Annotated in this window: 10 protein-coding genes and 1 pseudogene; 3 read left to right on the top strand and 8 right to left on the bottom strand. The window is 58.0% G+C overall.

Translation table 11 applies throughout. The annotated features are described in order from the left end of the window. Positions 1–213 precede the first annotated feature (213 nt). Positions 214–5067 (bottom strand): dermonecrotic toxin domain-containing protein, encoded by a 4854-nt coding sequence (locus BLL42_RS00810; protein WP_071550275.1) that lies wholly within the window; start codon positions 5065–5067, stop codon positions 214–216. 222 nt (positions 5068–5289) lie between these two features. Between BLL42_RS00810 and BLL42_RS00805 the strand changes: the two genes are divergently transcribed. Further along, complete coding sequence (locus BLL42_RS00805; RefSeq protein WP_071550273.1) at positions 5290–6330, top strand: Ldh family oxidoreductase; 1041 nt, start codon at positions 5290–5292, stop codon at positions 6328–6330. Between the two features lie 110 nt (positions 6331–6440). On the opposite strand, the gene BLL42_RS00800 is transcribed toward BLL42_RS00805, so the two are convergent. Then, positions 6441–6758, bottom strand: coding sequence for an ElaB/YgaM/YqjD family protein (locus BLL42_RS00800; protein WP_071550271.1), 318 nt, complete (start codon positions 6756–6758; stop codon positions 6441–6443). Positions 6759–6923: 165 nt separating this feature from the next. On the opposite strand from BLL42_RS00800, the gene BLL42_RS00795 reads away from it, so the two are divergent. Further along, entirely contained in the window at positions 6924–7175 is a 252-nt protein-coding gene (locus BLL42_RS00795; RefSeq protein WP_071550269.1) for a hypothetical protein, read from the top strand. Between the two features lie 77 nt (positions 7176–7252). Here the strand turns inward: BLL42_RS00795 and BLL42_RS00790 are convergent, their stop codons facing one another. Next, on the bottom strand, positions 7253–8176 hold the full coding sequence (locus tag BLL42_RS00790; RefSeq protein ID WP_071550268.1) for a LysR substrate-binding domain-containing protein: 924 nt from the start codon (positions 8174–8176) through the stop codon (positions 7253–7255). 85 nt (positions 8177–8261) lie between these two features. Here BLL42_RS00790 and BLL42_RS00785 point away from each other — a divergent pair, with 85 nt between their 5' ends. Further along, a complete protein-coding gene (locus tag BLL42_RS00785) occupies positions 8262–9182 on the top strand; it encodes a carbon-nitrogen hydrolase family protein (protein WP_071550267.1) in 921 nt (306 codons plus the stop codon). A 22-nt stretch (positions 9183–9204) separates the two neighbouring features. On the opposite strand, the gene BLL42_RS00780 is transcribed toward BLL42_RS00785, so the two are convergent. From BLL42_RS00780 to BLL42_RS00760, 5 genes and pseudogenes are all read right to left on the bottom strand, one after another. Then, the gene (locus BLL42_RS00780) at positions 9205–9678 is read right to left on the bottom strand and encodes an LEA/WHy family protein (RefSeq protein ID WP_071550265.1); all 474 of its coding nucleotides are present in this window, start codon (positions 9676–9678) and stop codon (positions 9205–9207) included. A gap of 58 nt (positions 9679–9736) precedes the next feature. Next, positions 9737–11209 (bottom strand): nucleobase:cation symporter-2 family protein, encoded by a 1473-nt coding sequence (locus tag BLL42_RS00775; protein ID WP_071550263.1) that lies wholly within the window; start codon positions 11207–11209, stop codon positions 9737–9739. Positions 11210–11358: 149 nt separating this feature from the next. Continuing rightward, positions 11359–11817 carry an REP-associated tyrosine transposase gene (locus tag BLL42_RS00770; protein ID WP_071550260.1) on the bottom strand — a complete coding sequence of 153 codons (459 nt, stop codon included), beginning with the start codon at positions 11815–11817 and terminating at the stop codon, positions 11359–11361. A 317-nt stretch (positions 11818–12134) separates the two neighbouring features. Continuing rightward, positions 12135–12500: pseudogene (locus BLL42_RS00765) on the bottom strand (DUF6124 family protein); the annotation flags it as partial. A 545-nt stretch (positions 12501–13045) separates the two neighbouring features. Beyond that, positions 13046–13948 carry a LysR family transcriptional regulator gene (locus BLL42_RS00760; protein WP_071550258.1) on the bottom strand — a complete coding sequence of 301 codons (903 nt, stop codon included), beginning with the start codon at positions 13946–13948 and terminating at the stop codon, positions 13046–13048. Positions 13949–13964 lie beyond the last annotated feature (16 nt).

Here is a 13964-nt window from a genome sequence, read left to right as displayed (position 1 = left end):
TGAGGGTTCGTATGTAGAAAATTTGTCGGAACCACGTCAGCGCAAGGTGAGATGGGCTGTTTTTACCGGGGTTTACGCCATTAAATTTTTGTCATGTTGATTCGTTACTTGGCACGTCAGGCTGACCCAACGGCTGTTGGTCGAGGGCAGAGTCGTTTAGTTTGCCGAAAGCCTGAATGAAGGCCGCGCCCCTCAGGGTTGCGGCCTTCAGCGTCAAGGCGTGCTGATATCCAGTTGGCGCCCCAAGTGGCTGATAAGCCAGGCAACGGAGTCGGCATTGCCCAGTTGCACGGCCAGCCTCACGTTTGAATCGCTCATGAAGGTTGCGCGGGCTGCCTGTAGAGTTTGTTGTCCGGTCAGCGTCAGGACATGCTTCAGCGCGTCGACCGTGTTTTCGTAGACAGTGCTACCCAAGTCTTCCCACTCGTCGCTGGCGGGATTAAAGCTCTTGAAGAGCTGAGTCAGGGGCGTCCGGCTTGATAGCGCTTTCTGCTGGAGTGTCGTCAACCTGTCCTTGAGTTTCCGGGCACCTGGATTGAACGTTCCCAGCAGATCGGCAAAGGGCTTGCTGGTGTCCAGGTAGGTAATATCCTCGGTCTTGCTGACGAGATGCGATAGCTCATGGATCAGCGTTGTTGCGCGGGCATGGACGCTGATGGCAAAGGATGGCTCCGTCATGTAGTTGCGGTAATGTTCGAGCCTGGGGAGAAAGAATTTTTCCAGCAGATGGAGTTTTTTCCCCACGTCATCCGGGATGGTAAAAGCAAACACACTCTCGGGGTCCTCACGACTCGTGCCCACAACAAAACGTTTGGAGTCCACTTTTCTCAGGTCCGGGTCCAGTAACGCGCCAAAGATCTCGCCGATGACTTTCTCAATCTTCACCACATGTTCGGGCAGTACCGCCGGCACACCGAGGAAGTCCTTGATCAGTCGATGCACGCGTGTCGTCGGTGCCGAGCTTGTATTGATCAACCTCAGGTTCTGATAACTGTTCCAGACGTAGGTGGTCGCGAGGTCCAGGGCTTCATCAATCAATCGGGCCCTGACCGGATAGAGCTGACGAATCGCGCGCATGCCAGTGGCTTCTACATTCATACCCGCCTGACGGCTGATACGCGTCTTTAGCCGGTTGAGCATTCCGTAGCGCGGGGTGGTTGCCGATAGGTCGAGAGTCCACTGTTTTGAGGTGTTCTGCAGCAACTGGGGACCCTCGCCGCGATCACTGACAATGCGCCAGGGAGTGCCACGCTTTTCGACGCGATAGACCTTTCCCTCTACCGGTGCGTAGTACTTTTTGGTAATTGGGTGAATGTAGAGCCCCGATACCGAGGCCGGTGTCAGTGACTGTAGATTGACGTCGATACTTTCATGACGCTGCAGGTGGGTTCGTTCGGGGGCTGTTAGGTCGATGTCCTGCCATTGACGTTTCCCGGTGGGTACTTCCAGCGAAGGTTCGGGTTCGGCCACTGTCGTCTTCGGCGGTGCTTCCATCAACTGGCGCAACATCGCCAGTTGCGCGATACCACTGATGAACGCCTTGAGGGCGCTACCCCATTTGTGTTCTTGAAGGTCTTCAGCAGATGCTTTGATATCGAGGTAGCTGTGCCAGACAGTGATCGGGTAGGCGAGCTTCCCGCTGAGGAAGGTAAGTGCCTGTTCCAGGCCTTCGCCGAAGACGTCTTTTATAGTGTGCCATTCACGCTTGGCATCACTGTCTGACTGAGTGCCGAGCAACCGCTTCAGGACGTTCGTGTTGTCGTCGAACAACTGACCGAGCAGATTTCCAGTGATCGGGTTGGACGCCAGTTTGATTTCGCTGGGCGTGTTGAGCGTTGAGGCCCAGAGGTTTTTATAGGTCGCACGGAGGGACGTTGGCAGGCACTTGAGCACCCAGTCCTGCAACGCCCCGGTGGTATTGAGCTCGGCCAACAGATCGCTTTCACTTTCATATTCCTTGATCCCATGGGTGGTGCTGTAGGGCGCCAGGAGTACATGGGGGCCGTCTTTTCCCGGGCCAGGTCCGATCAGGTAAACCCCGAGTGCCTCGGCCACTTGCGCACCGGCTGTGGCAACCAACTCAAGCGGGCGAATCAGCGCGTTCGCGCCTGTGAGCGCCGCGCGGGCGATGGCGTCCGGCATGTTCATGACCTGCGCAATCAGGTTGAACCCGGTCTCGCTGAGGCGCTCCTGGAGTTTCTCCGAATGAGCGTAATGCAGCAGTTGCCAGGGTAACTGTTTGGCGAACAGGGTTCTGTAAGACGCAGCGTTGGCATCGGTCGATGCGAATGCCGTCTCAAGGACCGATTGCTGGAGCGCCCCAAGTTTGAGATTGCGGAGCAGTTTGTTCACATAGTCTGCGTTCAACCCGGGGGGAAGTGCGGCCTCGGTGAGTGACGTGATTTTCTTGATCGGCAGGGCATCCAGGTCGTCAAAATGATTCAGCGCACATGTCGTCAGGGTCTGGGTCGGGCCGGTGCTGGTCAGGCGCGGGCTGAACTGCAACTCGACGTTATCTGGATCAACGTCATGCTGTTTGAAGGCGGTCTTGAGGTGTTTCTTGAGTTCAGTGTGAGCGGTACGCGTCAGCGAGGTCACGCCGGACAGGTAATCCTTATCGTCACCGGCATTGTTCAGGTATTGCTGAAGCAGTTCGGCATGCAGTACTTGATCGGCGATTGATGCTTTCGCCAGCCATGCGGGTAACTTTTGCTGAGTGATCAGGGACTGGGCAATGCTCATGCCTCGATTCAGACCTGTGATCGGTAGGCGTGGTGCAATCAAACCCAGTAGTTTTTTCAGGGAGGCCTCGGGGAGTTTCGAGGCCAGCGCCTGCTCGATAGACTTCCTGTGTAATTGACCATATGGCTTTTGCAAATGATTGAGAAAGTGCTCGTGAACCAGTTGCAAGGGCGCCAGGGTAAATACCTGGTGAGTTGCTCGATCTCCACGCTCAAGGTTTTCCAGCAGCGCCATACGTTCATCCGGATCGAGCAGGCGCCTTTGAAGCTCGGCTTTCAACGGTGTCAATGAGTCGAATGCTTCAAACCCAAAGGCCGGGGTCCACAAAATGACCCTTCCTGAATGATTCGGGTCCAGGCCACCGCGCTCTGTGAGCATGAAACAATTGGCCAGGTGCAGTAAGGGTGAGGACGTGCCGCTCTTGACTGCCAGTGAAAACACATCAGGCAGAAAGCCGTTCAGTGCCCCACGCTGCAAGCGTACCGGGCTGTCGAGCACGGTGGTGATAATGGCCTGGTCCGCAACCGACAACGTACGGCTTAACGTTCTTAATTTGACTTCGCTGCGCAAAGCGACAGACAGGGCGTAAGCCAGTTTCGGTGTCAAAAGGTTCAGGAACGGCGCGATGACGGTTTGCACATCCTTGAAATGCTTTGGTTGTTGTGGCAGAACGAGGTTATTTTCGAACTCAAGATCAAGCGCTGTGCCGATACTGGAGAGTTGCGCCAACAATGGTTTCGCCGATTCTGCTCGTACGGTGACGGGTTGGTGATTCCATCGCTGATCTGCACGCGTACTCCAACGGCCGTCGGCGTCGGCGTCGGCGCGCAACAGACGCGGGTCGATCAATGTCCGTACATCCAGAGCGTTATCCAGCAGGGCATCCAGAGCAACGGTGCCTTGCGCTTCACGGTAGCGGCTCAAGGCAAACTGTAGATTTCGCGCCTGCTTGGCAAGGATCTCGGTCATCAAGTCCTGAAACACCGGGCCTGATGTCGGTACGCCGACAATCTTTCGTTCGTTCTGATCCAGTGAGAGAAAGGTAGCGCGCTCCTCCAACGCCATGAAGTTGAGCAGATTGTCTTCATGCCCTCCGGTTTTCGTCATCCTCAACACGATGTCCTGGATCTGTGACAGATCGGTACTGGCCTCAATGCCTCGATACTGGCTGTATAGATAGGCGGTTGTCTGCGATGTGTCGAGGGGGCTGATCATCAGGGTGGAGGCCAGCTCCACGTAATGCTTGTAGAGGGCCGTGACGCGTACTTTTTCGACCTGAATCGAAGGGCTTGTCGCCAATTGAACGGTAGTGCCTGCGCGGCAAACAGCCATCAAGTGCTGGTGCTCTTCAGTCGTTAACAGCTCCTGTTGGAGCTTGAACAACAGATCCATGCAGTAGGTATCACGCAGGCTTTGGGCGAAAAAATCCGCGCGTGAGTCTGCGGTACTCATCGGACTGTTCCAGAAGGTGTCGAGCAAACTTTGCAGGCGCGGCGTGAAGCTCTGTGTGACCTCTTTCAAGGTCGTTTCCCAGGCCTGATTGTCGTCATTGCTGCTAACGCCATGTGCTGGATTGAAAAAACTCCGGAATTCACCTTCCGGCCAGGCGTTGGTCAGGTAAAAATGCAGGACCGCGTCACTGAGCGACAGGGAAGACACCCTGCGCCGATTGATGTCGCTACCGCCCGCAGTGACAAAGCTGTCCATCCGCGTATGACGTTGCTCCAGTGCCGGGAAGCGTTTGTACAGGGCGATAGCCAGTGTCTCGTCGAGCATTGACTGTAGCGTCGGCGTCTTGATGAGTTCGGCCAACATCATGTTGATATTGCGCGATTGATTCAGCGCAATGACGTTTTCCTGGTCCTGAAATACCGATTCTTCGACGACTTCTGTTGAAATGATCGGATCGTTGATGTCCTGAAGGGCATGACGTTGTTCGATGGAGAGATAGCGCAGCAGTTCGTCCTTGCAAGAGGCGTCGCTCAACCATTCCTTGAATTTACTGTTGAGGTCCTCCTGATCCGCAAATTTGATAAGTCCTTGATAGGGCGTGTAGAGCGTCACTTCCCCACCCGCAGGTTTGCTCATCATAAAGGCCCCGGCCAAGGAGATTGCCGTCTTGCCTGGAGGCGTCAGGATCAACCGGTCGACTTGCATTGGATGAGCATCGTCGATACGGGTTGCGTGGGTGGGCCAATACACCCGTTTCAACCATTTCAGGTCAGTGATTGTAAATCCCAGTGTTTTTTCACGAACGCCGGGCTGTTTCGCATCAGCGGCATGATTGGCTTCATGAAAAAAGTACGGGAGCATGGGTGCAGTCATCGTGATTCCTCGCCCTGCTGCAATCGGCAGGGTATGTGGGTGAGGAAAAACAGTACGGTCAGCGAAGCATTGAGGTGCGGTACATATCGCTTGAGGTGTTTGCGCGCTCCTGAGTCTTGACAGATCACCTGAAAAACAGCACTTAATCGGCAAGTTTTTCGGTTGCTGTGCAACCTGATTTCACGCTGTTGCCCGTATTCAATAATAAAAGTGGAGCTTCAGATGCCTGTATCGCCCGAAATGGCTGTCAACCCGGACACCTCAGTGGTGAGTTACGCGGAGCTTGTGCAGTTACTGACCCGGATTTTTTTGCAACATGGCACCTCGATCGAGGTCGCCCAGGTATTGGCACAAAACTGTGCCGGTGCCGAACGCGATGGTGCCCACAGTCATGGGGTGTTCCGGATCCCGGGGTATGTCTCGACGCTGAACAGCGGCTGGGTCAATGGCAAAGCCGTTCCGGTGGTCGAGGACGTGGCCTCGGGTTTTGTCAGGGTGGACGCGGGCAACGGCTTCGCCCAACCGGCGTTGGCCGCAGGCCGCGACCTGTTGGTGGCGAAAGCCCGCAGCGCCGGTATCGCGGTCATGGCGATCCGCAATTCCCATCATTTCGCGGCACTTTGGCCGGACGTCGAACCCTTTGCCTATGAAGGTCTGGTGGCGCTGAGCGTGGTCAACAGCATGACCTGTGTGGTGCCGCACGGCGCCGATCGCCCGCTGTTTGGCACGAACCCGATTGCCTTCGCTGCACCCCGTGCGGGCGCAGAGCCAATAGTGTTTGACCTGGCCACCAGCGCCATCGCCCATGGCGACGTACAGATTGCTGCGCGCAAGGGCGAACGTTTGCCACCTGGTATGGGCGTGGACAGCCTGGGCCAGCCAACACAGGACCCGAAAGCCATTCTGGAGGGCGGTGCATTGCTGCCATTCGGTGGGCACAAAGGCTCGGCATTGTCGATGATGGTCGAACTGCTGGCGGCGGCGTTGACCGGCGGCAACTTTTCGTTCGAGTTCGACTGGTCGAATCATCCCGGGGCGAAAACCCCGTGGACAGGGCAGTTACTGATTGTGATCGACCCGAGCAAAGCCGCCGGGCAGAGTTTCGCCGAACGCAGTGAGGAACTGGTCAGGCAGATGCATGGCGTTGGGCTGCGGCGCCTGCCGGGTGACCGACGTCACCGCGAGCGGGCGAAGACGCTGGCTGGGGGCATAGCGCTCGATGCGCAGACCCTGGAGCAATTGCGGGAACTGGCGGGTAATTGATACGCGTGCAAGATCGTCCGAACGCGGTCCGAACCTGCGGCAGCTCCTACAGGGTTTTGTGTACGCCCGTAGGAGCTGCCGCAGGCTGCGATCTTTTGGGGCATGTTTCTTCAGCGACGTCCCAGCAGCAACCCCACCACCAGACCAAAACCGGCCGAGATCGCAACGGTTTGCCAAGGGTGACCGCCGATGTAGGTTTCGGTCGCATCGACCACCGGCTGCGTCCGCTCACGCACGCTGGAGACGGAGTCGCGTGCCTGCCGCAGTTTCAGCGCGATTTGTCCGCGCAGGTTTTCAGCTTCATCGCCGACCAGTGAGGCGCTGCTTTTGAGCAATTTCTCCGACTCTTCGATCAATGCTTGAAGCTCGCTGAAGACTTGATCCTTGATTTGGTCGTCGTTTGCGTGCACCGGGATTTTTCGGGCCATCAGGTGACTCCTTGCAGGTAAAGGGACAGTGATCAATGGAGTGTAGGCTCGGCGGAAAAGTTGCAGTTTTTTTGCCCTGAAACTCAACGCCAATGGAAAATCCGCCCCCGGATATTTCCGCCTACAGTGTAAGATGTCGCCTATTTTATGCAGCAGGTAACTCCCATGAGCTTCAATCTGGCCGACAAGCCCCTTGCCGAGCGCGCTGCGCTTGAAGATGAAAAGTCCCGTCTGTTCGATCTCTGGCAGAGCAACCTGGGTAAATCCAAAGGCGAAGCAGCACGCTTGTTCGGCGAGCGCTCCAAGCGCAAAGGCAAATGGGCCGAATGGGTGCGTTCCGAACTGGACACCCTGTCACCGCCGGAATACGCCAACATGGTCCGTAGCGAAGTCAATCGCTTGATGGCTGCCAAGTAGGAGCTGCCGCAGGCTGCGATCTTTTGATCTTGGACGCGGCAAGAAGTCACCGAAAAGATCGCAGGCTGCGCCAGCTCCTACGGGGGCAGTGTCTGTAAAAAACTGGCGACAATCGCGTCGCGGACTTTCAGCAACGGCGGGTCAAGTTGGCTGTTGGTACGCCAGCCCAGTTCAATCGGATAACGCGGCAATGCCAGCGGACAGGGCAGCAGTGCCAGACCACTGAGTGCGGCGATGCTCTGCGCCGCATGGGCCGGGATCGTCGCCACCGCACGGCTGCCCTTGAGCAGGAACGGCAACGCGGCAAAATGCGTGGTTGATGCGCAAACCCGGCGACTCAACCCCAGGCCCGCCAATCCCTCATCGGTAATGCCGATAAACCCTCCCGACGACACCAGAATGTGCTCGCGAGCGACAAACTCGTTGAGGTCGATTTCCTGTTGTCCGTCAGCCAGGCTGTCGGGGTCGACCAGACACAGGTAACCACCTTCGCCCAGCACCTGACGGCTGAGCAAGCGCTCGGCAAAACCGCCAGCGGTGATTGCCAGGTCAAGGCTGCGCTCCATCAAGGCATGAGCAACGATCTGACTGTGAGTCTGACGAAAGATCAGCCGTAGCTTTGGTGCGCGCTGGGCAATTTCCTCGATCAATCGCCGGCCATAGGCAATCTCGAAATCATCCGACAACCCCACCGTGACTGAGCGACCTTCGTACTGATTGGCCGCAGGGTCGACCATTGCCAGACTTTGTCGACATTTGCTCAGCGCATCGCTGATCACCGGCTTCAATTGATTGGCGCGTAATGTCGGTGCGAGACCTCGGCCGGTGCGCACGAACAGTTGATCGGCGTAGACATCGCGCAGCCGGCGTAATGCCGCACTCACGGCGGACTGCGTGACGCCCAAACGCAGCGCGGCGCGGCTGGCGCTGGACTCGTCGTGCAGGGCTTCGAAGACTTTGAGCAGGTTGAGGTCAATGTCGGCGATATTCATTTGGCTCATATCTTTCAGCAGTGAACTGGGCTTTATTCATGATCGGCGGTGACCGGAGAATGAGCAACACCTCAATGCTCAGGGAGTTATCGTGATGCCCAAGTCCATCGTTGCTGCGTTGCAAATCGGTTCGTTGCCAGGTGGCAAGGGCGAGACCCTGGAACAGATACTTTCTTATGAACAAGCGATCATCGAGTCCGGTGCGGGGCTGGTGGTCATGCCCGAGGCGTTACTCGGCGGTTATCCCAAAGGCGAAGGTTTCGGTACACAGTTGGGCTACCGATTGCCGGAAGGCCGCGAGGCCTTTGCGCGCTATTTCGCCAATGCCATTGAGGTGCCGGGCGTCGAAACCGAAGCCTTGGCGGGCCTGTCTGCGCGTACTGGGGCGAGTCTGGTGCTGGGGGTGATCGAGCGGTCCGGCAGCACCTTGTATTGCACTGTGTTGTTCTTTGAACCGCAAACCGGGTGGGTGGCCAAGCACCGCAAGCTGATGCCCACCGGCACCGAGCGCTTGATCTGGGGCAAGGGCGACGGCTCGACCTTGCCAGTGATCGACAGCCAGGTCGGGCGAATTGGCGCTGCCGTGTGCTGGGAAAACATGATGCCGCTGCTGCGCACGGCGATGTACGCCAGGGGCGTGGAGGTCTGGTGCGCGCCAACGGTCGACGAGCGCGAAATGTGGCAAGTCAGCATGCGCCATATCGCCCATGAAGGACGTTGCTTTGTGGTCAGCGCCTGTCAGGTCCAGCAATCACCACAGGCCTTGGGTCTGGAGATTGCCAACTGGCCGGCCGAGCGTCCGTTGATTGCCGGCGGCAGTGTGATCATCGGCCCGATGGGCGACGTGCTGGCCGGGCCACTGCTGGACGGCGCGGGTTTGCTCACGGCCGAAATCGACACCGACGAACTGGTGCGTGCGCGCTACGACTACGACGTGGTTGGGCACTATGCGCGCCCGGACGTGTTCGAGTTGATCGTGGATGAACGGGCCAAACCGGGTGTGCGGTTTATCTGAGGCGCTGTGTTCTGCAGTTGATTTACCAGGTGCCCGCTGTCGAACCCGGCAGGTTGAGTGTGCCTTTGTCGACAAAGCGCATGGTGCCTGTCAGGCCGCCAGACAGCTTGCCGCGTAACACGTAAGGCAGGTTGTCGAGAGATTGCGTCTGGCTCAGGCCAAGGGTCTGGCGCAGCACCGAAAACGCCGAAATGCTCACCGGCACGGTAATGATTGCTTCGGAGAAACGCGGGATCGATCCCGTTTGATCGCTCACGCCAGAAGCCAGGGGCTGGCCATTGACCTCCAGACTGAGGGCCACGCCGTTGTAGTTGATGGGCGTTTCGTTGGGGTTTTGCAGGCGCAGTTTCACCGCAAAGCGCACTTCCATGTCCTGGTTTTGCAGCGGCTCGATGCCGACCACGTTGATGTTCAGCGGATCACGATGGGGCAACAGGGCGCAGGCGCTCAAGCTGAGCAACAGCAGGGAAAGGCTTAAAGCGAGGAATCTGCGCATGAACGAGCTCTCGAAAAAATAAGGGTCGAACCGCTGGCGGCTCGACCCTCGAGCAGCGTTAGCGGTTCACCTGTGCGACCACGGCAGGCGTGAGTGGTTCGCCGTGGGGCGCGACATCCGGGTTCTCCATGACCGTGAGGATCGAAGCTTCCGGATCGAAATCGTCTTCTTCCAGCTCGATGAATTCTTCGGGCAGAAAGATATTCAGCACGATAGCGCACAACGCGCCGACGGTGATGGGCGACTCGAAGATGTTGTGCAACGCCGTGGGCAATTCGCGCAACACTTGCGGTACAGCCGCAACACCCAGCCCCATGCCCAGCGAAATCGCCACGATCAGCATATTGCGTCGATGCAGGCCGGCCTCGGCGAGAATCTTGATCCCGGCCACCGCCACAGTGCCGAACATCACCAATTCTGCGCCGCCCAGCACCGGTTTTGGCATCAGTTGCAGCACGGCGCCAATCATCGGGAACAGCCCCAGCAATACCAGCAGCCCGGCGATAAAGAATGCGACATAACGGCTGGCCACGCCGGTGAGCTGGATCACCCCGTTGTTCTGCGCGAAGGTCACCATCGGCATGCTGTTGAAGACCGCCGCCATTGCTGAATTGAGGCCGTCGGCGAGCAAGCCGGATTTGATCCGCTGAATGTAGATCGGGCCTTTGACCGGTTGCTGGGAAATCATCGAGTTGGCGGTCAAGTCGCCGGCAGCCTCAAGCGGTGAGACCAGAAAAATGACTGCCACCGGAACGAACGCCACCCAGTCGAAGTTGAAGCCGTACTTGAACGGCACCGGTACGCTCATCAGCGGCACGGTGGCCATGTTGGCGAAATCGACGTCACCCATCAGCCAGGCAACTAGGTAGCCGAGGGTCAAACCGATCACGATGGCGCCCAGACGCAAGAAGGGCACGTCGACCCGGTTGAGCACCACGATGGTGCCCAGCACCAGCGCGGCCAGGGCCAAGTGACTAGCGGCCCCCAAGTCCGCAGCGCCAAAACCGCCGGCGATGTCGGTCATGGCGACCTTGACCAACGACAACCCCATCAGGGTGATGATGGTGCCGGTCACCACCGGGGTAATCAGCATCCGCAACTTGCCAATGAACTGGCTCAGCACCACCTCGATGAACGCGGCAAAGAAACACACGCCGAAAATCGTCGAGAGGATTTCATCGGTGCCGCCGCCTCGCGCCTTGACCATGAACCCGGCGCTGAGAATTACGCTGATAAACGAGAAGCTGGTGCCTTGCAGGCACAACAGACCGGAGCCGATTGGGCCGAAGCGCCGCGCCTGGACGAAGGTGCCCAGGCCCGAAACGAACAACGCCATGCTGATCAGGTAGGGTATTTCGCTTTGCAGGCCGAGGGCACTGCCCATGATCAGGGTGGGCGTGATGATTCCGACGAAGCTCGCCAGCACATGTTGCAGCGCGGCGAAGAGGGTCGCAGTGAAGTGGGGGCGGTCGTAGAGGCCGTAAATCAGGTCGGAACGAAGGGCAGTTTTCGAGTGGTCAGATGAGGTCACGGGGCGAGTGCCAATAAGGCCAGGTCAGAAAATGGAGGCGCAGGATGCCAGAAAGACACCCTCATCTAAAGCCCCCGTAGGAGCTGCCGAAGGCTGCGATCTTTTGATCTTTTGATCTTTTGATCTTTTGATCTTTTGATCTTTGCACTTCAAAGCCAAATCGCGTCCCAAAGTGGATAATTCCCCAGCCGCCTGACCAACCCGGCGCGTAACGGGTTCATCACGATGTAACGTGCTGCATCTTTTACATCTTCTTCTCTGCGTAATGCCCGGTCGTGATAACCGCGCTGCCAAAGGCGCTCACTGCATCTATGCATGAGATTGATCGAGCGACTGCTGCGTGATTTCACACGGCACATCAGCTCGGCCAAGCTGCCGTGCGCTAGCTGTACTAACCAATGAAAGTGATCCGGCATCACCACCCACGCCATTGATATCACCTGATGCCGTTCTTCAGCCTCTCGAAACTCATTGACCAGCAGGCGCCCTGTGCGCCAATCGGCAAAAACCGGTTGGCGCTGATGCACGACCGCAGTCAGCAAATAAATATGACCTGATTCAGAAAACCGCGCCTTGCGCAGTCGACATCCTTTGGCAGCGATAGGCAATCCTTTGCCCTCCAAAAAAATGATTGTCTGGTCACGCTAGTTCGTTCAGTCGTTCTGGGTCAGGCGAAGCATTGTCGGGATGTTTCCGAGAAAGCCCAAAAGATCGCAGGCTGCGCCAGCTCCTACGGATTTGCGTATGGCTTCGACACTGCGGGTGTACCCGATTGGGGTAGGAGCTGCCAAAGGTTCGGGCCGCGTTCGGACGATCTTGGCGGCGGATGGGGTATCGACAAGGTCAAGATCAAAAGATCGCAGGCTGCGCCAGCTCGCCGTATGACGTGTCCCACGAGCTGCCGAAGGCTGCGATCAATGGGCGACTACGCTGGTTCAGGTGGATCAAGGTGGTCCAGTGCGCGATTCACCGCCAATTCGGCCAGGGAAATCATCTGCTGAATCGCCAGTGCGGTATTGCGCTTGGGGCCTTCGAGCTCGAACGCCAGATCGCTGGCCATGACATTGGCCGAGGCGAGGGTTTCACAGGCGTGGGCCAGTAGGGTTTCGCTGTCGACGTCGGGGGCAATGACGAAAATGCAGCCGGGGCGTCGGTCGGCTAGCAATTGCTTGGTCTCGGGCAGCACCAGGTAGTGATCGAGCGCACGGTGCGCGGCGGCGTGGAGTTCTTTGGAATCGAGGGAGGCGTAGGGGGAAACGGGGTCGGTTTCGGGGGGATTTGGAGTAGCTTGAACATGGTAAAACTCCTAGAGTTGTGGAGCTGCCACACATCGCTGCTAAACGAATTGGGGGTGGCGGCTGTACGCGGGTTAGCAGACCAGGACTCTAGAACCCGGCGCACCGAAGTGCCCCACGCAAAGCCGCCATAACATGAACTGCCAGGCATAAAAACACCTGCTCATGAACGGTGGACGCTGTACGTCTAGAGAATACCCGGGCTGCTAAACCCGATCGCTGATTGGTCAGCGACAGGGAAACGATAGAGGCGGGACCCAAAGCGCACAAGCCGGCGGATTCTGGCGCAGGTGTAGGGCGCGACGCAAGGCGTTGTAGCCTCTGATGGGCACTGCGATGGCAAGCTTAAACACTCGTAGCAGCTGCCGAGCCCGCGAGGCTGCGTTCGGCTGCGAAGCAGTCGTAAAATCAGGCAACACGTTCGCTCAGGTAAACCGCATATGCAGGGTTTGCGAGGACTTCGTCCTCGAACGCAGCCTCGCGGGCTCGGCAGCTGCTACGGGTACGAGGGCGGCTCTCCAACGTATTTGAACGGGGCGTGTTATGGCGCGAGTGCAAACGCCGCCAACACATCCTCTTCAAACGCCAACTGCGCATCCCCCGGCACCTGCGCACGGTGTCGGGCCAGGTGGAAGGTCACCTCAAAACTCAACGCCGGCTGGCCAACTGCTTTGAGCAAGCCTTTGTCTTCCCACGAGCGGGCGAAATGGTCGGGCAGGTAGCCGACGTGTTTGCCGGAAAGAATAAAGGCGAGGGTGCCTTCGACCTGTTCCGAGCGCGCCGAGCTGAGTGTGCTGTGCAGCGGTTCGTCGCTGCGCAGGAAGCGGTAGGGGTGATCGACCCGGTCGGTGTTGCGCAACGCCTCCTCATCCGGGGCGTCGTTGTTGAACAACGGATGCCCGGCCGCGCAATACAGGTGCTGGGTTTCGCTGAACAGCGGGCGGTAGTCGAAGGCGCTTTGCACTTGGGAAAAATAACCGATTGCCAGGTCCAGCCGTTGTTGCAACAACAGCCGTTCCATTTCCCCCGGCATCGCGCTGATCAGCTCGATACGCACCGACTCATCCCGTTCACGAAAGCGCCGAATCGCCTCGGCGACCTGTTGCAGCACGGAATGATCGAGGGCTTCGGACAACCCCACGCGAACCTCGCCGATCAACCGCCCGGCCACGCCGTTGGATTGATGGCGGAACGCTTCGATGGACTCGAACAGCCCCCGGGTTGCCAACAGCAACTGTTCACCCTTGGGCGTCAGCTTGAACCCACCTTTGCCACGGCTACACAACCGATAGCCGAGACGGGTTTCCAGCTTGGCCATCTGCTGACTGATGCTCGATTGGCTCAGGCCCAGCTCACCTTGGGCCGCGCTGAAGCCGCCGCATTCGACGACGTTGACGAACAGCCGCAGCAGGTGCAGGTCGAGATCATGCAGTTGACCGAGCATCAAACATTACTCTTGA

The organism is Pseudomonas frederiksbergensis (assembly GCF_001874645.1).
In the GTDB taxonomy this organism is placed as follows: domain Bacteria; phylum Pseudomonadota; class Gammaproteobacteria; order Pseudomonadales; family Pseudomonadaceae; genus Aquipseudomonas; species Aquipseudomonas frederiksbergensis_B.
Note: the sequence above shows the minus strand (reverse complement) of the source record. Positions and strands in the feature narration are given on the sequence as shown.

Bases quoted from the DNA above. Each gene is read 5' to 3' on its own strand.
- BLL42_RS00810 (WP_071550275.1), bottom strand. From the start codon at position 5,067: ATGACTGCACCCATGCTCCCGTACTTTTTTCATGAAGCCAATCATGCC.
- BLL42_RS00805 (WP_071550273.1), top strand. From the start codon at position 5,290: ATGCCTGTATCGCCCGAAATGGCTGTCAACCCGGACACCTCAGTGGTG.
- BLL42_RS00800 (WP_071550271.1), bottom strand. From the start codon at position 6,758: ATGGCCCGAAAAATCCCGGTGCACGCAAACGACGACCAAATCAAGGAT.
- BLL42_RS00795 (WP_071550269.1), top strand. From the start codon at position 6,924: ATGAGCTTCAATCTGGCCGACAAGCCCCTTGCCGAGCGCGCTGCGCTT.
- BLL42_RS00790 (WP_071550268.1), bottom strand. From the start codon at position 8,176: ATGAGCCAAATGAATATCGCCGACATTGACCTCAACCTGCTCAAAGTC.
- BLL42_RS00785 (WP_071550267.1), top strand. From the start codon at position 8,262: ATGCCCAAGTCCATCGTTGCTGCGTTGCAAATCGGTTCGTTGCCAGGT.
- BLL42_RS00780 (WP_071550265.1), bottom strand. From the start codon at position 9,678: ATGCGCAGATTCCTCGCTTTAAGCCTTTCCCTGCTGTTGCTCAGCTTG.
- BLL42_RS00760 (WP_071550258.1), bottom strand. From the start codon at position 13,948: ATGCTCGGTCAACTGCATGATCTCGACCTGCACCTGCTGCGGCTGTTC.